The following is a 17877-nucleotide window of genomic DNA, read 5'->3' as shown; positions in this document are numbered from 1 at the left end:
AAGGAGCAAGCGTGGCAGGCACCGAGGCACAGGACAGCGCGCAGGATGGGGACAGGGTGATCCTGCGCCACCGGCTCTCCACGCGGCTGTGGCACGCGGTCAACGTTCTGACCTTGCTCGTGCTCCTGATGAGCGGCCTGATGATCTTCAACGCGCACCCGCGCCTCTACTGGGGCGAATATGGCGCGAACTACGACGCGCCCTGGCTCAAGGTCTCCTCGGCGCGGATTGGCGCGCGCGAGTTCGGTTTCGTGCAGATCGCCAATTCCCGCGTCGAGACAACCGGCGTGCTGGGATTGTGGGAGGATCAGGACGGACGCCTGCAACGCCGCGCCTTCCCCTACTGGATGACCTTGCCCTCGCGCTACAGTCTGGCGCTCGCGCGGATCTGGCACCTGGCCTTCGCCTGGGTGCTCGCGCTGGGGCTGCTGGGTTATCTTCTCTGGTCGCTGGTGAACGGCCATCTGAGGCGCGATCTTCATATCACGCGCCGCGAATGGCACCCGCGCACGCTCTGGCAGGACGTGAAGGCCCATGCGCGGCTACGCTTTCCCAAAGGAGAGGCGGCGCGGCATTATTCGGTCCTCCAGAAGCTCGCCTATGCCGGTGTGCTCTTCATCTTGCTGCCGGGCATGATCGCAACGGGGCTTGCCATGTCGCCGGGCACGGACGCCTGGGCGCCGCTGCTGACCCAGGCTTTAGGCGGGCGTCAGACGGCGCGCTCGCTGCACTTCCTCTTCGCCTTTGGTCTTGTCCTCTTCTTTGGTGTGCACTTGGCCATGGTGGTGCTGGCAGGCCCCCTCAAGCATCTGCGGGCCATCGTGACTGGACGGATGCAAATTGAGGAGGACGCGTCGTGAGCCGGATCCTGCGCCCCCGTGGCGGTCTTGCCCTCTCGCGCCGGGGGCTCCTTCGTGGCGGCGCCGTGGCGGCAGGCGGCCTTGCCCTGTCCGGGTGCGATGACCTGTGGCGCGCGGACGCGGCCAAGGATGTCCTCACCCGCGCCGAGGACCTGCATCGCTGGAGCCAGCGTGCGCTGGGCGGCGAGGCGCTGGCGCGCGAGTACACCCGGGCCGACCTTTCCCCGCGCTTTCGCGCCAACGGCAGCCGGGGCGTGGCCGATCCCGCCTACCGCCGCCAGCTGGGCGAGGGTTTCGCGGGCTGGACCTTGCGCGTCGAAGGTCTGGTGGCCCGCCCGCTCGATCTCTCGCTTGCCGCGCTCAAGGACCTGCCCCAGCGCAGCCAGATCACCCGGCACGACTGTGTCGAGGGGTGGAGCGCGATCGGCCAGTGGCAGGGGCCCCAGCTTGGCGGGCTGCTTCGGCTTGCCGGGGTGTCCGAGAAGGCGCGCTACATCGTCTTCCACTGCGCGGACCTCTATCACGGGCGGCCCTATTACGAATCGATCGATCTGGCCGATGCCTTCCATCCCCAGACGATCCTGGCCTGGCAGATGAACGGCGCCCCGCTTGAAGAGGCGCACGGGGCGCCCTTGCGCCTGCGGGTCGAGCGCCAGCTGGGTTACAAGCACGCCAAGTTCGTCACCCGGATCGTCGCGGTGGACAGCCTCCAGGACATCTACGGGGGCAAGGGCGGGTACTGGGAGGATGTGGGCGACTACGCCTGGTACGCGGGAATTTGAGGCGAACGCGCTGCCGGACGGCGGACCGGCGCGACGGAAAATTCGGTTTGCCGGCCCTGTACTTGGGGAATCGTGCGCAGGATCGTCTTGAAACCTTCATAAACTTTCGAATGGCGCGCAATTCGCGGCCTTTCGCTCCTGAACGGTTGCGCAAGCGGGGATGTCCTTGCACATTCAGAGGGTTCTCGCGCGATATCCGGCGGGGGTGCGCAGGCGCGTGGGCGCTGCGCACAGGGGGTTGCAGACTGGAGACTAGCACGAATGAATTCGTTGACCGTTCTGGCCGCGGTAGGGCAGGCGCCCGGTGAGCCGAGCCTGATCGACCGCATCACCAACATCTCGGATTTCATCTGGGGGGGGACCTGGAACGGGGAGGAAGTGCTCCCGTTCCCGCCCATGGTGATCGTGCTCCTGGGCATCGGCCTCTACATGATGATCGGCCTGCGCTTCTATCCGCTGCGCAAGCTGGGCAGCGCCTTTGCCGGGCTCTTTGCCAAGAGCCAGAAGGGCGAAACCGGCGAGATCAGCCCGTTTGCCGCGCTGTCCACTGCGCTTTCGGGCCAGGTCGGCACGGGTAACATGGCCGGTGTCGCCACCGCGCTTGCGCTGGGTGGTCCGGGCGCGATCTTCTGGATGTGGGTGACCGCGCTCATCGGCATGGCGCTGGCCTTTGCCGAAGGCTCGCTTGCCATCCGCTACCGTGAACGTGGTCCGGATGGCAGCTGGCGCGGTGGTCCGATGACCTACATCGTGCGCGGCCTCGGGCCTGGCTGGACCTGGCTCGCGGTGATCTTCTGTATCGGCGCGCTGTGCTCGACCATCATCACCGGCAACGTGATCCAGTCGAATGCGCTGGCCGATTCGATGAACGAACTGTTCGGCATCGAGGAGTGGCTGGGCGGCCTGATCGCGGCGGTGCTGGTTTTCGTGGTCATCGTCGGTGGCATCAAGTCGATTGGTGCGGTGGCCGAAAAGGTCGTGCCGTTCATGGGCCTTGCCTACTTCGTGATGGCGCTGATCGCGCTCATTCTCGATGCGCAGGACATTCCCGAATCCTTCGCCCGCATTTTCCAGGGGGCCTTTTCACCGCAGTCGGCCATGGGCGGCTTTGCGGGCGCTGGCGTCCTGATCGCGCTGCGCGCAGGCGTCGCGCGCGGCCTCTTCTCGAACGAGGCCGGGCAGGGCACCACCCCGATGGCGCACGCCGTCGCGCAGACCCGCGACCCGGAAGTCCAGGGCCGCATGGCGATGATGGGCACCTTCCTCGACACCATCGTGATCTGCACCATGACTGCGCTGGTGATCCTGACCGTGGAGGGCGATTTCACCGCTGGCGGACAGGCCGTGGCGCACGCCTGGCAGTCGGATCTCACCGGCTTTGCAATGACCTCGGGCGCTTTCGCGGCCGCGTTCCCGACCCTCATCGCCGGTGTCCCGCTGGGTTCGGTCGTGGCTTCGATCGCGCTGATCATGTTCGTGTTCTCGACCATGCTGACCTTCAGCTATTACGGCGAGCGCACGATCACCTTCCTCTACGATCTGGTTCCAGGCTCGAGCGCGCGCGGCGAGAAGATCCTGCACATGCTCTGGCGCGTGATCTACTGCGTGGGCGTGGTGGTCGGCGCGGCGCAGCCGCTTGAGCTGGTCTGGCGCATGGGCGACATTTCGAACGCCTCGATGGCGCTGCCCAACCTGCTGGCCCTGGCTCTGCTTTCGGGTACGGTGTTCCGTATCGCCAAGGGCAAGGAAAAGCCTTCGGGCATCGATCCGTCCTGACCGAAGGCGTGCGGCGTGGGCCTTTCCCGCGCCGCACCTTTTCCCGCCTGCACACAAAAAGGCGCGCCGCGGACAGCTCCGCAGCGCGCCATTTTCTTAAGGTCGGTGCGGCGTGTCAGCGCCCGGACAGGCGCTCGACCGTGCCTTCGGGGGAGATCGCAAGATCGGGATGCAGGACGGCAATCGTCTCGCTCATGCGGTCGAGCGCGGACTGGACGAACGCGGCCTCCACGAGGAATTCCCGTTCGTCAAGCAAGACGAGGGCCTCGCGAAGCAAGCCATGCGCTCGAGCAATTCTATCATTTGCCTGGTCCATGCAACGCCCCGATTAATTTTTTGCAAGGTTGCCAGTGACTAGGGCTTTTACCTTAGTCCTGCAAATATAAATCTAACCCATTTTGGAGAATTTGGGCAGAGGCAAGTTAACGGGCGTGAAATTTGATCGAAAAAAACTAGAGCGCAAGCTTGAGCCTCGCAGCGTCCTCGCGCACCGCGCGGGGCTGGTCCGGCCAGATCCCGCGCGTGTCGTAGACGAGCTTTTCGGCCCGTTCGGCCAGTGGAACGACCTTGAACACGTCGTGGTCGACCAGGACAATGAAGATGTCGCAGGTCTCCAGGGCCTCGTCGATGTCGATCTGGGCGACGCATGTATCGGTAAACTCGATCGGGAGTTCCTCCGCATAAGGCTCGACCACGTGGATGCGCGGGCCGAACTTGCGGACAAGGCGGCTGGTGATGAAGCGCGCCGGGCTCTCGCGAAAATCGTCGATGTTCGCCTTGAAGGCGAGGCCCAGGCACGCGACCTTTGCGGCGGGGTGGGCCTCGATAAGCCCTTCGGCCTTGGCGATGACATGGTGCATCTTGTGGTCGTTGACCCCGCGCGCGGTGCGGATGAGCGGGGTGTCCTCGGGCGCGCCGTGTACGATGAACCAGGGATCGACCGCGATGCAGTGCCCGCCCACGCCCGGCCCCGGCGTCAGGATGTTGACGCGCGGGTGGCGGTTGGCAAGGCGGATCACCTCCCAGACATCCAGCCCCATTGCGTCCGAGACGATCGAGAGCTCGTTGGCAAAGGCGATGTTGACGTCGCGGTAGGCGTTCTCGACAAGCTTGGTCATCTCGGCCGAGCGCGCGTCGGTGGTGACGCATTCGCCGCGCACGAAGCGCTTGTAGAAGGCGAGCGCCTTGCGCGCGCAACGCGGGGTGATGCCGCCGATCGAGCGGTCGTTGTTGGTGAGCTCCTCCAGGATGCGTCCGGGCAGCACGCGCTCGGGGCAGTAGGCGATGGAGATGTCGGGGGTCTCGTGCGTGAGGCCCGGGATCCTGAGATCGGGACGGGCCCTGGCGATGAGATCGCGCAATTCCTCGGTCGTCCCCACCGGAGAGGTCGATTCCAGGATCACCGTGTCGCCGTGCTTGAGAACAGGCGCGATGGTGCGTCCGGCCTCCAGGACATAAGAAACGTCGGGCGCGTGCTTGGCTCCGTCCGCACCGTCCTTGTGGAAGGGTGTCGGCACCGCGATCACGAACACGTCCGCGGCCGCGACTTCGACCGAGGCGGAGAGGAGCCCGCGTGCCACCACGCCCTGGACCAGGCCATCGAGATCGACTTCCTCGATGTGGATCTCGCCCCGGTTGATCGTGTCGACCACGCTCTGCGAGACATCGAGGCCCAGCACCTTGCACCCCGCACGCGCGATCACCGCCGCGGTGGGAAGGCCGATGTAGCCAAGGCCGACGACGCAGACGCTGGGCTTAGTTTCCGACTTCATGTGCAATGTGCTCCACGATTTGGCGTGCGGCGGTCCCGTCCCCGAACGGATTGTGCGCGCGCGCCATGGCCTCGTACGATTCCCTATCGTCGAGCAGGGTTGAGATTTCGGAAACGATGCGCGTCGGCGCCGTTCCGACCAGTTTGGCCGTTCCCGCGGCGACGCCTTCGGGTCGCTCGGTCGTCTCGCGCATGACGAGGACGGGCTTGCCAAGGGCGGGGGCCTCCTCCTGCACGCCGCCCGAATCCGTCAGCATGATCTCGGCAAGGCTGAGCAGGCGCGCAAAGTGCGGGTAGTCGAGCGGCTCGATCAGCGCGACGTTGGCAAGGCCGGCGAGCCGGGCGTCATCACGGCGCGCACGTTGGGGTTGAGGTGGACGGGGAAGATGACGGCGGTGTCGGGCCTCGCGGCGATCTCGCGGATGGCGGTGGCGATGCCCTCCATGCCCTCGCCGAAATTCTCGCGCCGGTGGCTGGTGACGCCGATGATCCGCTTGCCAATGAAGCGCTGTTCCAGCTCGGCGAGGCCCTGCGCCAGTTCGGGGCGCGCGGCGATGGCGTTCGTCACCCAGTGCAGCGCGTCGATCACGGTGTTGCCGGTCACGTGGACGCGCGCGGGATCGACGTTCTCCTTCACCAGCGCGTCTTGCGCGGTGGTGGTGGGCGCAAAGTGCAGGCTGGCCAGCGAACCGATGATCTTGCGGTTCACCTCTTCGGGCCAGGGGTGATAGATGTTGTAGGAGCGTAGGCCCGCCTCGACATGGTCGACCGGGATCTGGCGGTAGTAGGCCGCAAGGCCGCCCGCCATTGCGGTGGCCGTATCGCCCTGCACGATCACCCGGGCAGGCTTCGCCGTGTCCATCACCGCGCCAAGACCGGTCAGGAGCCGGGCGGTCAGCGCATCGAGGCTCTGGTCAGGCTTCATGACGTCGAGATCATGGTCGGGCACGATCCCGGCGATCTCCAGGACCTGGTCGAGCATCTGGCGATGCTGGGCCGAGACACAGACCACGCATTCGAAGCGCGGATCGGCCTTCAGCGCGTGGATTACGGGGAACAGCTTGATCGCCTCGGGGCGTGTGCCGAAGACGACGAGAATGCGGGCGGGCTGCGTCATGAGAGTGGCTGTATCAGCGGAGTGTTAAGCAGGGAATAAGCATTCGCCGATTGGGGGCGAATGGATTGGTGAAGCCTGAAAGTCAAAAGGACGAAGTTGGAAGAAGAATGACCAAGGGGCCATCGCCCCTTGACCCCGAAACGGGATAGCTCACCAATCTCAGCCAAGGTGCCGCAAGGAAGGTGAGGTCGACGGTTCGGGGAGCCCGAGGGCGATGGCCCTCGGACTTATTCCTTTTTGCTTTGATGACTTACGCCGCAGGCTTGCGCGCGAACCACAGGGTATGGGGGTAGGACGTGCCGCTCGGGCGCGAGCCGACGGTGCGCGCGGTCACGGTGAAACCGGCTTCCTCCAGACGCGTGGTGAACGCAGGGTCGAACCAGGCCGACCAGACCGCGAGGATACCGCCCGGGCGCAGGGCGCGCAGCGAGCCTGCGAGGCCCTCGGGCGAATAGAGCCCGTCGTTCTGCCAGCGGGTGAGGCCTTCCGGGCCATTGTCGACATCGAGCAGGATCGCATCGTAGCCCTCGCGCGCGGCGCCGATGAGCATGGCAACGTCATCTTCCACGACCATCACGCGCGGATCATCGAGGCAGCCGTCGGTGAGTTCGTGCATGGGGCCACGCGCCCAGGCAAGTATCTCGGGCACGATCTCGGCCACGCATACGCCTGCATCTGCGGGCAGGGCCGAGAGCGCGGCGCGCAGGGTAAAGCCCATGCCATAGCCGCCGATGAGCATCTGCACGCCCGGACGGCCCGAAAGCATGTCGCAGGTCATGACCGCCAGCGCCTCTTCCGAGGCATTGGCCTCGGTGCTCATCAGCTCGGTGTCTTCGAGCAGGATGGTGAAGGCATCGCCGTGCTGGACGAGGCGCATCTCCACGCCCTCGGGCACGAAGGCGGTACCCAGCAGCACGTCGTTGCTGGTGTCGATGGGGCCGGTGTCGAGGGGAGCCGTGGCGGTGGATTGGGAAAGGGCCATGCGCAAATGAGGTCCTGCCGTGTAAGCAAGAGCGCGGCGCGTCTCTCAGCCGGGACATGCCTACACGATGATGGCCCCGATCCCCTCCGGCATGGGGGAGGGGCGGGAGGATGGCAATACGTGGTGGCCCAAAGGACAAATCGGCTGTGGATGGGGCGTGCGGACGCCGGTTCTGCTTGCTCCTTGCCGCGGCCTTGGGCATGCACGCGCGCATGGCAATTCTGAGCGACAAGTGGATTCGGCAGCAGGCCCGCGAAAACGGCATGATCGAGCCGTTCGTGGAGGCCCAGCGCCGCGATGGCTGCATCTCCTACGGGCTTTCGTCCTATGGCTACGACGCGCGCGTGGCGCCCGAGTTCAAGATCTTCACCAACGTCGATTCCGCGATCGTCGACCCCAAGGATTTCGCCAGCAACTCCTTCGTGGACCGCGAGACCGACGTCTGCGTGATCCCGCCCAACTCCTTCGCGCTCGCGCGCACGGTCGAGTATTTCCGCGTGCCCAAGGACGTGCTGGTCATCTGCCTTGGCAAGAGTACCTACGCGCGCTGCGGGATCATCGTGAACGTCACTCCGCTCGAGCCGGGCTGGGAAGGCCACGTCACGCTCGAATTCTCGAACACGACGCCGCTGCCCGCGCGCATCTACGCGAACGAGGGCGCGTGCCAGTTCCTGTTCCTGCAGGGCAACGAGCCGTGCGAGGTCAGCTATGCGGACCGTGCGGGCAAGTACATGGGCCAGCGCGGGGTCACGCTGCCGCGTCTGTGATCCGGCGTACAGCCACGCTCTGGCGGACAAGCTCGAGCTGGCCGTAACTGGTGAGGAACGAGGCGTCGGCCGCATCGCGCCCGATGCCGATCTTGGCCATTTCGCTGGCTCTGGCCATCCCCGTGCAATCAACCAGGTGCCAGCACCCGTCGAGGAAGACTTCGGCGACGGCGTGGAAGTCGGGCGGATCGACGTCGGGGCCGTAGACGCTGGCAAAGCGTGCCGGGATCGCGCTGGCGCGGGTAAGCGCGATCATCAGGTGCGCATAGTCGCGGCACACGCCCTTGCCGGCGTGGAATGTGTCCGCAGCGGTCGTCTGGGCATCGCTCGCGCCCGGTTCGTAGGACAGCGTCGCGGCGATCCAGTCGCGGATGGCGGCGACGCGCGCGCCGCCTTGCGTGCCCGGAAAGGTCTCCTCGACGAAATCCTGGAAGGTGTCGGCCGGGCAGAAGCGCGAGGCCATGAGGTAGTCGACCGTCTCACCGGGAAGCATATGCGGCGGCGTTGCGGGCAGGGGCGCGATCTCGGTGACGAGGCGGTGAACCTCGACCTCGGCGGTGTAGCGCACGTGGAGCGGTTGGTCGGTGCGCAACCAGATCCGCTCGCCGATGCTGGCCTGGCCCGGCACGCGGGCGAAATGGTCGCTGGGAGGAAGCTCGATGTAGGGCGCGCGCACCCGCTGTTCGGGGATCATCGCCGCCTCGATCTGGAGGAGGATGTCGGCCGTGCCGGAGAGCGCGTAGTGAAGCTCGGTCTCGATCGCAATTGCCATGGGGCCCCTCGCGCTGCAGCGGGTCTCTGACCGCTCAATGCGCGAGGGACGCGATGGCTCCGCGGCCGGTCAGCTTTTCTTCGTCTTCTTCACGTGGTCGCTGCGTCCGAAGTCGGGGCGCGAATCGTCCTGGCCTTCCTCGATGATCGAGCGGCGGATGGCGCGGGTGCGGGTGAACTGGTCGAACAGGGCCTCGCCATCGCCCACCCGGATCGCGCGCTGGAGCGCGGACAGGTCCTCGGTGAAGCGCTGGAGCATGGTCAGCACCGCCTCCTTGTTGGACAGGAAGACGTCGCGCCACATCGTCGGGTCCGAGGCGGCGATGCGCGTGAAGTCACGGAAGCCACCCGCCGAGTACTTGATGACTTCGCTCTGCGTCACGTCCTCCAGGTCCGAGGCCGTGCCCACGATGGTGTAGGCAATGAGGTGGGGCAGGTGGCTGGTGACGGCGAGCACGAGATCGTGGTGCTCGGGCGACATCAGTTCCACGTTGGCGCCCAGCGTCTCCCAGAATTCCACCAGCGTGGAGAGCTTCAGGAGATCGGTGTGCTCGGGCGGGGTGACGATGCACCAGCGGCCCTGGAACAGCGAGGCGAAACCGGCGTCGGGCCCGGAATTCTCGGTGCCTGCAACGGGGTGCGCGGGGATCACGATGTGATCGGGCAGAGCTTGCGCCAGATCGGCGGCAATGCGCTTCTTGGACGAGCCCACGTCGCTGACGAGGCATTCGGGCGGGATGGCCTCGCGCAAGGGCTTGGCGGCCTTGCCGATGGCGCCCGGAGGCACGCAGAAGATGACGAGTTCGGCTTCGGCCACCGCTTCCTCGGCGCTCTCGCACACCGTGTGGCACAGCCCCCGCTCGGCCGCGCGGGCGCGTGTGGCGGGATCGAGGTCATAGCCGGTGACGCGCGCTTCGGGCAGGTATTCCTGGATGGCAAGGCCGATCGAGCCGCCCTGGAGGCCGAGCCCGATGATCGCGATCTGCGAAAAGGTCATCCGGCAGCCTCCGCCATCTCGGCCAGCGCGTCGGCCATGGCGTCCATGTCCACGCGCTTGCCGATGGTGAAGCGCAGCGCCTGGGGCAGGCCCTGTCCCGGCAGCCAGCGCACGATGTAGCCGCGCTCGGCAAGGCCGTTGTAGGCCGCCTCGGCGCTGAGCGCGCCCTCGAACAGGACGAGGACGAAGTTGGCCTGGCTCGGCAGCGGGCGCAGGCCGTGGTTGCCCAGAGCCTCCAGCTTGCCCACGAAGCGCGCGCGCTCCTCCAGGTTGTGCGTGTAGCTGCGTTCGATGAAGGCAGTGTCGCCAAGCGCGGCGAGGGCGCTCGCCTGTGCGGTGACCGAGACGTTGAAGGGGCCGCGGATGCGGTTCAACGTGTCGATGATCGCAGGCGCCCCGGTGCCCCAGCCCACGCGCTCGCCGGCAAGGCCGAAGATCTTGGAGAAAGTGCGCGTGACAAGGACGTTCTCGTGCGCGGCGGCAAGCGCAAAGGCCCCATCCTCATCCTCGGCAGGGACGTATTCACCATAGGCCTGGTCGATCACCAGCAGCACGTCCGAGGGGAGGCCCGCGTGCAGGCGTGCTATCTCGCCCTTGGGCAGGTACGAGCCGGTCGGGTTGTTCGGATTGGCGAGGAAGACCACGCGGGTCTTCTCGGTGACAAGGCCGAGGAGCGCATCGACGTCCGTGCCGTAGTCCGCATCGGGAGCGACAACCGGCGTCGCGCCGCAGCGCCGTGCCGCGATGTCGTAGACTGCAAAGCCGTAGCGCACGTAGATGACCTCATCGCCCGGCCCGGCATAGCCTTGCGCGGCAAGGTTCAGGATTTCGTCCGAGCCGGTACCCATGACGACGCGCGCAGCCTCGAGGCCATGGCGCGCGGCAATCGCCTCGCGCAGCGCTCGGCTGTCGGGATCGGGATAGAGCGAGGGCGGCACCGTCTGCAGTCGCGCTGCGAGGGCGGCCTCGCTCGTGCCCAGCGGGTTCTCGTTTGCCGAGAGCTTGATCAGCGGCCTGCCATCGGCTCCGGCCGACTTGCCCGGGACATAGGCATGGATCGCCTCGATCCACGGCTTGGGGGCAGGGGCGGGCTTGGACGTCGTGGTTTCGCTCATAGTGCGCGCGCCTTTACCCCAGCCATGGCGCGATTGCACCTGTCATTTCGACAAGCCCTGCGCTGTGCGCGGTGCAGGTGCGAGAAAGATGAGATAAGTTTCAACTTTGTTCGCAGCCTGAACCTGTTTTCCTGTCAAATGCCCATAATTTTCCGCAGAAAATCAGCTTCCTGCAGGGGTTTCGCAGGCGCAGCACGCAAAGTTTGACAGCGGGTGTCTATTCCGGGAAGCTGGTGCCCTGTCAAACAAAGTTTCCATGGCTACAGCACACACCATTGATCCCACCCAGGTGCTCACACTCGATGAGCCACTCACGCTCGACAGCGGCCAGACGCTGCCCCTCGTGGAAATCGCCTACGAGACTCACGGCCGTCTGAACCCAGCCAAGGACAACGCGATCCTGATCTGCCACGCGCTGACCGGCGATCACCATGTTGTCTCGGACCACCCGCTGACCGGCAAGCCGGGCTGGTGGGTGCGCATGGTGGGCCCGGGCAAGCCCATCGATACCGACCGCTACTTCATCATCTGTGCCAACGTGATCGGTTCGTGCATGGGCTCGACCGGCCCGGCCAGCCTGGCCCCTGATGGCGAGCCCTGGGCCATGCGCTTTCCGGTCATCACCATCCGCGACATGGTGCGCGGCCACGTGGCGCTGCTCGATTCGCTGGGGATCGACACACTCCACGCGGTCGTTGGAGGCTCGATGGGGGGCATGCAGACGCTCTCGCTCGCCGCCAACTTTCCCGAGCGGGCCCGCGCGGTCCTCGTCCTCGCCTCGACCGCGCGCCACTCGGCCCAGAACATCGGCTTCCATGAGCTGGGGCGCCAGGCCATCATGGCCGACAATTCCTGGCGCGAGGGCGACTACTACGGCTTCGAGGACAGCCCGGAGAAGGGCCTTGCCGTCGCCCGCATGGCCGCGCACATAACCTATCTGTCCGAGGAAGGGCTGACCAAGAAGTTCGGCCGCCGTCTCCAGGATCGCTCGGAAAAGACCTTCGGTTTCGATGCGGATTTCCAGATCGAATCGTACCTGCGCTACCAGGGCATCTCGTTCTCCAACCGCTTCGATGCGAACTCCTACCTCTACATTACCCGCGCGATGGATTACTTCGATCTCGCCGAGGAGCATGGCGGGCGCCTTGCCAACGCATTCCGGCGTTCCAGGGCGCGCTTCTGCCTTGTCAGCTTCGATACCGACTGGCTCTATCCCACGTCCGCCTCGCGCAACGTGGTGCAGGCCCTGAACGCGGCCGGAAAGCCGGTCAGCTTCGTCGAACTTTCGGCCCCCTACGGGCACGATTCCTTCCTGCTCGATGTCCCCGCACTGGACCGCGTGGTGGCCGGGTTCCTGGGATGATCGAACTGAGCGATGATCCATCGCGCCTCGACGTGGCGCGCATTCACGGCTGGCTGGCCTCCAGCTACTGGACGCCGGGCATCGCGCGCGAAAAGGTCGAGCGCCAGATCGCCGGATCGCATTGCCTCGGGGCCTACCGCACCGAGGATGGGCAGCAGGTCGGCTTTGCCCGCGCCATCAGCGACCGTGCCAGCTTCGCCTGGCTGGCCGATGTCTGGGTGGATGCGGACGCGCGCGGGCAGGGGCTTGGACGCAGGCTCGTGTCCTGGTTCCTCGACCATCCCGAGTACGCTGATGTGCGCCGCTTCGCGCTCGCCACCTGGGATGCGCACGGGGTCTACGCCCCGCTCGGCTTTGCCGCGCCGAGCCGTCCCGATCGCCTGATGGAGCGGCTTTCCCCCAACCTGAAGCAGATGCTGGAAGACACGCCATGACCGCGCTTCGCCCCGACCTTGCCGTCATCGCCGAAAATGTTGCGGCCGGTGCGAGCGTGCTCGACGTGGGGTGCGGGGATGGCACGCTGCTCGCCGCGCTGCGCGATGAAAAGCACTGCGATACGCGCGGCATGGAGCTTGCTCCGGCGAATGTGGGGGCCTGCGTCGCCCGCGGCCTCTCGGTGATCCAGGGCGATGCGGACCAGGACACCGTGTTCTACCCGGACAAGTCGGTCGACTACGCGATCCTCTCGCAGACCCTCCAGACGACCATGCGCCCCGACCTCGTGCTCGACGAACTGCTGCGCATCGGTGAAAAGGCCTTCGTCAGCTTCCCCAATTTCGCTTTCTGGCGCGTACGTCTTTCGCTTCTGCTGCGTGGACGCATGCCGATTACCCGCATGCTGCCGGTGGTATGGTACCAGACGCCGAACATCCACCACGTCACCATCCAGGACTTTCGTACCCTGCTCAAGGACCGGGGCATCACCATCGAGGGCAACTGGTTCCTCTCGGGCGATACCTCGTGCCGCACGGCCGCAGCCAACTTCCTGGCCGAGCACGCGATCTTCCTTCTTTCGCGCGCGGCCTGAGTTATCCACTCCATTCCCGGCGCGCCGCGTCCCCTTCCGGCTGGACGCCCCGCGGCGCGACGGGCAAGGATTGCACCATCATGTGGCACATCTTCCAGTTTCCCCTCTGCCCCTTCAGCCGCAAGGTTCGCCTGCTCATGGCCGAGAAGGGCATCGCCTACGAACTTCAGACCACGCGCCCCTGGGAGGGCGAGGATCGCCTGTTCCAGATGAACCCGGCCGGGCGCACGCCGGTGGTGCACGAGACGGCCAAGAACATCGTTCTCGCCGACAGCCGTGCGATCTGTGAATACTTCGAGGAAACGGTGGAGCGCGGCGCGCTCATCAGCGGCACCGGCCAGCAGCGCGCCGAGATCCGCCGCCTGATCGCGATGTTCGACGAGAACTTCTTCCTCGATGTGACAGCACCCCTGCTGCACGAGAAGATGAAGAAGCGTCTTGTCTTGCGCCAGTCGCCCGATGCCCGCCTGCTGCGCGATGCCATGCGCCTCGCGCACGACTATCTCGACTACATCGATTACCTGATCGACAACCGCCCGTGGCTGGCGGGCTCCACCATGACGCTGGCCGACCTTGCCGCGGCCGCGCAGATCTCGGTCGCCGATTACCTCGGTGGCCTCGACTGGTCGAGCCACGAACAGGCGCGCGGCTGGTATCTGGTGATGAAGTCGCGCCCGAGCTTCCGGCCGCTGCTGAGCGAGCGCATGGAAGTGATCCAGCCGCCCAGCCACTATGGCGAAGTCGACATCTGAGAGGTGGCGCGCGTTCAGATAGAAGGCGGCAGTAGAAAGTAATTTACCAAGGGGTCATCACCCCTTGACCCCAAAACGGGCGACCTCACGTTCCGCGCGCCAGCATGGCTGAGAAACGTGAGGTCGCCCGTTTTGGGGAGCCCGAGGGCGATGGCCCTCGGAACTATCCTCTTTAAATTAGGCTGTTCAGGCCGCGCTAGGGTGCTTGGCGCCGAAGCGGCCGTGCTTGCGGAACTGGGTCATCCAGCGCTCAAGGAAGAGGCCCATCGGGCGCGGCGTGACGCCCAGGTCTTCCAGGCCCGGCGCCGCGCCGCTGGCCACGCTGCCTGCCTTGAGCAGCTTGTACTGGTCGGTGCTGATCGGCGTGAAGGGCAGCGCCGCGATGAGGCCGCCCAGGCCATCCGAAAGCTCGATGAAGCTGGGCTCGCGGTTCTCGGCGCGGGCGATGCGGGCGTTGAGGCCGCGCATGGTGACGACTTCGGGGCCGGCCAGCTCGAAGGTCTTGCCGCCAAACGCGAACGGGTCGCCCGCCGCATTGGCAATGGCAGCCGCGACGTCGTCGACGAAGACCGGCTGCAGCTTGGCTTCGGGGGCGAAGATCGGGAGCACCGGCATCGAGCTCATCATGCGCCCGAACATCATCACGAACTGGTCGTCGGGGGCGAAGATCACCGCCGGGCGCACGATGGTTGCCTCGGGGAAGGCGGCGAGGGCCGCGGCTTCGCCTTCGGCCTTGGTGCGCGCATAGGCAACATCCGAGCCCGCGTCGGCGCCAATCGCCGAGACGTGGACGAAGGACGCCGCGCCTGCAGCCTTGGCGGCCGCGGCGATGGCCCCCACGCCTTCACCCTGGATGTCGTCGAGCTTGCCCTTGAAGGCGCCGACCAGGTTCACCACGGCGTCCGAGCCGGTGAGGACGGCGGCAAGCGAGTCGGGCTTGGTGACGTCGCAGCGCGCGAACTGGACCGTGCCCAGATCACCCAGCGCCTTGATCGAGAAGGCCTTTTCGGGGTGGCGGCTGGCGATGCGCACGCGCGCCCCGCGCTCCAGCAGTTCCTGCGCGAGATGCTTGCCGACAAAGCCGCTGCCGCCAAGGATGGTGACGATCTTGCCGTAAAGCGTATCGGTGGGGCTCATGCTCATCTGCGTTCTATCCTCAAGGCCTTGGTGCCGGGCGGAGCGACGAGTCCCGCTTTGCAGCACATCGCCAAAGCCCCTGCCACAAGCACGGGAACTCGGCAACCGGCCAGTTGTTTCCGCGGCTTGCAGGAAAGTGCACCTCGCAAAGGTCCTGCAAAGCCGCACAAATCCGGCAGGTTCGAAGCGGGAGGATACAAAAAATGCATTTTCCTTTCAAACCCCTGTTGACACGAATCGCACCGCCCCTTAGAGGCGCCCTCCTACCCGGCGAGGACGGCAACTTGGTCCCCTCGCCTCCGTGCCCAGATGGCGGAATTGGTAGACGCACCGTCTTCAGGTGGCGGCGCTGGTAACGGCGTGGAGGTTCGAGTCCTCTTCTGGGCACCATTTGTTCTTCTCACGTTCTCCCAAATAATCTATAAAACCCGCAGAAATCCTAGGGATTTGGCCCTTGGATCGTTCCGGATCGTCCCGCCTGTTCTCGGGGGTTCCAGACACTTTTGTGGGCCTTTTGAGGCCGTTTCGCAAAGGCCCAGATGAAAAGGCCCCCACATGCCGCTGACAGATACTCGCCTCCGCGCACTCAAGCCCAAAGATAAGCCGTACAAGGTCACCGATGAGCGCGGCCTATATGTTGAGGTCACGCCGACCGGTAGCAAGCTTTGGCGATTCCGATACCGGATCGGCGGTGCGCAAAAGAAGCTCTGCATCGGCAGCTATCCCGAAATCAGCCTCAAGCAAGCGCGAGACGCGGCCTACGAGGCAAGACGAGCAGTTGCTTCAGGGGCCGACCCGGCCTTTGAAAAGCGGAAGCGGAAAATCCGCGCCGAGTTCCTTTCTGCACAGACGTTCGAGGCAGTCGCACGTGAGTATATTGAACAGATGATGGTCCAGAATGGCCGCGCCGATGGCACGATCGTCAAGGCCAATTATTTTCTCGACAAGCTTGCGCCTGCCATCGGGAACCGACCCATCAACGAGATCGAGCCGTTCGAAGTCCTGGCTCCCCTCAAACGGCTGGAAGCCACTGGTAAGCACGAGACTGCGAAGAAATGCCGCTCGTTCGCCGGCCGCGTGTTTCGCTACGGTGTCGCTACTACCCGCTGCAAATCCGATCCGACCAGTATGCTGAAGGGTGCTCTCGTAACGCCGAGAGCCACGCATTATGCAGCAATTCTCGAGCCCACCGAGTTAGGCGGGCTGCTGCGCGCAATCGACGACTTCACTGGCTACATGGTGACGAAGTTAGCTTTGCAGATCGCGCCGCATGTATTCGTGCGCCCCGGCGAACTCCGGCACGCCGAATGGCATGAGATCGACCTTGTCGATGGGGTCTGGAAAATCCCTGCCGGTAAAATGAAAGCGCGTCGAGCGCATGCTGTCCCGCTTTCCAAGCAGGTTAGAGGCTATCTTACTGATCTGGCCGAGATGCTCGGCCGCGAAGGTTATGTCTTCCCGTCTGCGCGCAGCTCCAAGCGTCCTATGAGTGAAAACACGCTCAATGCCGCATTCCGTCGCATGGGATATTCGAAGGAAGAAGTCACCGCGCACGGACTCCGGGCGACAGCATCGACATTCCTGAACGAGTCGGGACTCTGGAATCCGGATGCGATCGAGCGCGCCCTGGCACATGGCGACAGCAATGTCGTGCGTGGCATCTACCATCGCGGCAAACATTGGGACGAGCGGGTGCGCATGGCTCAATGGTGGAGCGACTACCTCGATGAGCTCCGGACAGGAGGAAAGGTCATCGTGGGAAAGTTTGCGAAGGGTTGATCGGAAGAAGGAATTTTTTCTCAGCCAATGCAGGACCGAAGGCTCAGGACTAGCCCTATCAGGGAAACTGACGCGAGCAAGGCGAACTCAATTCTGATGCCCCAGACTTTAAGCCAATTCCGCATCGTGCCGAGCCTCAGTTCGTAGAGCTTTTACAGCTAAGCTGATCGAACCGTTCAGCAACAGTCTTCCACGTTGCTATGCCAGCCTCGTCCCCTTCGTTGGATAGCCGCTGGATTTGCTGCGCGATATACGCGGTTCCCTCTTCGCCATGGTTCTTTTCGACCCAGAGCGCTACGGCCCACAATTCCTGATCGCGGTTCAGCACCATGGTTCACGTCTCCCGGTCCAGGTTCGCGCCAGGCCTTTGCTGACCAGCTGATCGCCAAGCGAGCGGCCGCCGCGCGTTACAACCCGCAATTTGCGACCGTACTGATCCTCGTCTCTGCTACCGATGGTCCTCAGTTCAAAGGGCCCGCCATTCAGCAATTCGACAAGGCGGCGCGTCGCGCGCATGCCGAGCTGGTATTCATAGTCGCAACGGGGCTCGCTGATCTCGGGAGTGTCGATGTCGGCAATCCGGATCTTCACGCCATCAAGCCAGAAGGTATCTCCATCCACGACGCATGTGCGCCGGATGGATCCGCAGATGTCGAATTGTGGGGAGCTTGCTTGCTGGAATAAAGCCTGAGGCTGCTGATCGTCGTTAGCAAGGCTGGCATCATGGACTGGCCAGTTGAGTGCCAGCAGCCCTCCAGCAAATACGATCGCGAATGCTCCCATACCCAACGCGATCTCCTTTCTCAGCTTCCGGCGCTTTTGTGCCTTCAACGCCTTGCGAAAGTCGAACGGCTCACCGGGGGTCTCATTCACTGGCGTTG

General features: G+C 64.8%; 18 protein-coding genes, 1 tRNA gene and 1 pseudogene. 10 read left to right on the top strand and 10 right to left on the bottom strand.

Features of this window, described 5'->3' with window-relative positions; all coding sequences use genetic code 11:
• The first annotated feature begins 11 nt into the window (after nucleotides 1-11).
• The 3 genes from MBENS4_RS03120 (at nucleotide 12) to MBENS4_RS03110 (ending at nucleotide 3418) form a co-directional block, all read left to right on the top strand.
• The gene (locus MBENS4_RS03120; RefSeq protein WP_039388691.1) at nucleotides 12-860 is read left to right on the top strand and encodes a cytochrome b/b6 domain-containing protein; all 849 of its coding nucleotides are present in this window, start codon (nucleotides 12-14) and stop codon (nucleotides 858-860) included.
• Nucleotides 857-1642 carry a molybdopterin-dependent oxidoreductase gene (locus tag MBENS4_RS03115; RefSeq protein ID WP_242404757.1) on the top strand — a complete coding sequence of 262 codons (786 nt, stop codon included), beginning with the start codon at nucleotides 857-859 and terminating at the stop codon, nucleotides 1640-1642. Before MBENS4_RS03120 ends, MBENS4_RS03115 begins: the two co-directional genes overlap by 4 nt.
• A gap of 261 nt (nucleotides 1643-1903) precedes the next feature.
• Nucleotides 1904-3418 (top strand): alanine/glycine:cation symporter family protein, encoded by a 1515-nt coding sequence (locus MBENS4_RS03110; RefSeq protein ID WP_084591929.1) that lies wholly within the window; start codon nucleotides 1904-1906, stop codon nucleotides 3416-3418.
• 115 nt (nucleotides 3419-3533) lie between these two features.
• Here MBENS4_RS03110 and MBENS4_RS25670 read toward each other — a convergent pair whose 3' ends face one another.
• The 4 genes and pseudogenes from MBENS4_RS25670 to MBENS4_RS03095 all read right to left on the bottom strand — a co-directional run bounded on the left by MBENS4_RS25670 (nucleotide 3534) and on the right by MBENS4_RS03095 (nucleotide 7183).
• Complete coding sequence (locus tag MBENS4_RS25670; protein ID WP_159108009.1) at nucleotides 3534-3674, bottom strand: hypothetical protein; 141 nt, start codon at nucleotides 3672-3674, stop codon at nucleotides 3534-3536.
• Nucleotides 3675-3870: 196 nt separating this feature from the next.
• Nucleotides 3871-5190, bottom strand: coding sequence for a UDP-N-acetyl-D-mannosamine dehydrogenase (gene wecC / locus MBENS4_RS03105; RefSeq protein ID WP_039388688.1), 1320 nt, complete (start codon nucleotides 5188-5190; stop codon nucleotides 3871-3873).
• Nucleotides 5174-6306: pseudogene (wecB, locus tag MBENS4_RS03100) on the bottom strand (non-hydrolyzing UDP-N-acetylglucosamine 2-epimerase). Before wecB ends, wecC begins: the two are co-directional and overlap by 17 nt.
• Nucleotides 6307-6556: 250 nt before the next feature.
• The gene (locus MBENS4_RS03095; RefSeq protein WP_052322313.1) at nucleotides 6557-7183 is read right to left on the bottom strand and encodes a spermidine synthase; all 627 of its coding nucleotides are present in this window, start codon (nucleotides 7181-7183) and stop codon (nucleotides 6557-6559) included.
• 317 nt (nucleotides 7184-7500) lie between these two features.
• On the opposite strand from MBENS4_RS03095, the gene dcd reads away from it, so the two are divergent.
• Nucleotides 7501-8055, top strand: a complete 555-nt coding sequence (dcd, locus tag MBENS4_RS03090) for a dCTP deaminase (RefSeq protein WP_039391652.1) — start codon at nucleotides 7501-7503, stop codon at nucleotides 8053-8055.
• Here the strand turns inward: dcd and MBENS4_RS03085 are convergent.
• From MBENS4_RS03085 to hisC, 3 genes are all read right to left on the bottom strand, one after another.
• Nucleotides 8036-8827 carry a transglutaminase-like domain-containing protein gene (locus MBENS4_RS03085; RefSeq protein ID WP_039388685.1) on the bottom strand — a complete coding sequence of 264 codons (792 nt, stop codon included), beginning with the start codon at nucleotides 8825-8827 and terminating at the stop codon, nucleotides 8036-8038. The genes dcd and MBENS4_RS03085 overlap by 20 nt on opposite strands.
• Before the next feature lie 69 nt (nucleotides 8828-8896).
• Nucleotides 8897-9823, bottom strand: a complete 927-nt coding sequence (locus tag MBENS4_RS03080; protein WP_039388683.1) for a prephenate/arogenate dehydrogenase family protein — start codon at nucleotides 9821-9823, stop codon at nucleotides 8897-8899.
• Nucleotides 9820-10938 carry a histidinol-phosphate transaminase gene (gene hisC / locus MBENS4_RS03075; protein WP_039388681.1) on the bottom strand — a complete coding sequence of 373 codons (1119 nt, stop codon included), beginning with the start codon at nucleotides 10936-10938 and terminating at the stop codon, nucleotides 9820-9822. Before hisC ends, MBENS4_RS03080 begins: the two co-directional genes overlap by 4 nt.
• A 256-nt stretch (nucleotides 10939-11194) precedes the next feature.
• Here hisC and metX point away from each other — a divergent pair, with 256 nt between their 5' ends.
• The 4 genes from metX (at nucleotide 11195) to MBENS4_RS03055 (ending at nucleotide 14080) form a co-directional block, all read left to right on the top strand.
• A complete protein-coding gene (metX, locus tag MBENS4_RS03070) occupies nucleotides 11195-12301 on the top strand; it encodes a homoserine O-acetyltransferase MetX (protein ID WP_144400836.1) in 1107 nt (368 codons plus the stop codon).
• The gene (locus MBENS4_RS03065) at nucleotides 12298-12735 is read left to right on the top strand and encodes a GNAT family N-acetyltransferase (RefSeq protein ID WP_039388678.1); all 438 of its coding nucleotides are present in this window, start codon (nucleotides 12298-12300) and stop codon (nucleotides 12733-12735) included. Before metX ends, MBENS4_RS03065 begins: the two co-directional genes overlap by 4 nt.
• Nucleotides 12732-13328 (top strand): methionine biosynthesis protein MetW, encoded by a 597-nt coding sequence (gene metW / locus MBENS4_RS03060; RefSeq protein ID WP_039388677.1) that lies wholly within the window; start codon nucleotides 12732-12734, stop codon nucleotides 13326-13328. Before MBENS4_RS03065 ends, metW begins: the two co-directional genes overlap by 4 nt.
• An 80-nt stretch (nucleotides 13329-13408) precedes the next feature.
• Nucleotides 13409-14080, top strand: a complete 672-nt coding sequence (locus tag MBENS4_RS03055; RefSeq protein ID WP_039388674.1) for a glutathione S-transferase family protein — start codon at nucleotides 13409-13411, stop codon at nucleotides 14078-14080.
• Between the two features lie 186 nt (nucleotides 14081-14266).
• Here MBENS4_RS03055 and MBENS4_RS03050 read toward each other — a convergent pair whose 3' ends face one another.
• A complete protein-coding gene (locus tag MBENS4_RS03050) occupies nucleotides 14267-15223 on the bottom strand; it encodes an SDR family NAD(P)-dependent oxidoreductase (protein WP_039388671.1) in 957 nt (318 codons plus the stop codon).
• 297 nt (nucleotides 15224-15520) lie between these two features.
• On the opposite strand from MBENS4_RS03050, the gene MBENS4_RS03045 reads away from it, so the two are divergent.
• Together MBENS4_RS03045 and MBENS4_RS03040 are read left to right on the top strand one after the other, a co-directional pair.
• Nucleotides 15521-15607: transfer RNA gene (locus tag MBENS4_RS03045), tRNA-Leu, on the top strand.
• 165 nt (nucleotides 15608-15772) lie between these two features.
• Nucleotides 15773-16996, top strand: a complete 1224-nt coding sequence (locus tag MBENS4_RS03040) for a tyrosine-type recombinase/integrase (protein ID WP_039388668.1) — start codon at nucleotides 15773-15775, stop codon at nucleotides 16994-16996.
• A 136-nt stretch (nucleotides 16997-17132) separates the two neighbouring features.
• Here the strand turns inward: MBENS4_RS03040 and MBENS4_RS03035 are convergent, their stop codons facing one another.
• Nucleotides 17133-17327 carry a DUF6961 family protein gene (locus MBENS4_RS03035; protein ID WP_052321971.1) on the bottom strand — a complete coding sequence of 65 codons (195 nt, stop codon included), beginning with the start codon at nucleotides 17325-17327 and terminating at the stop codon, nucleotides 17133-17135.
• Nucleotides 17318-17869, bottom strand: coding sequence for a thermonuclease family protein (locus tag MBENS4_RS26335; protein ID WP_242404756.1), 552 nt, complete (start codon nucleotides 17867-17869; stop codon nucleotides 17318-17320). Before MBENS4_RS26335 ends, MBENS4_RS03035 begins: the two co-directional genes overlap by 10 nt.
• Nucleotides 17870-17877: the final 8 nt, after the last annotated feature.

This window comes from Novosphingobium sp. MBES04 (assembly GCF_000813185.1).
Taxonomy (GTDB): domain Bacteria; phylum Pseudomonadota; class Alphaproteobacteria; order Sphingomonadales; family Sphingomonadaceae; genus Novosphingobium; species Novosphingobium decolorationis.
This window is presented reverse-complemented; position numbering and strand designations above follow the sequence as displayed.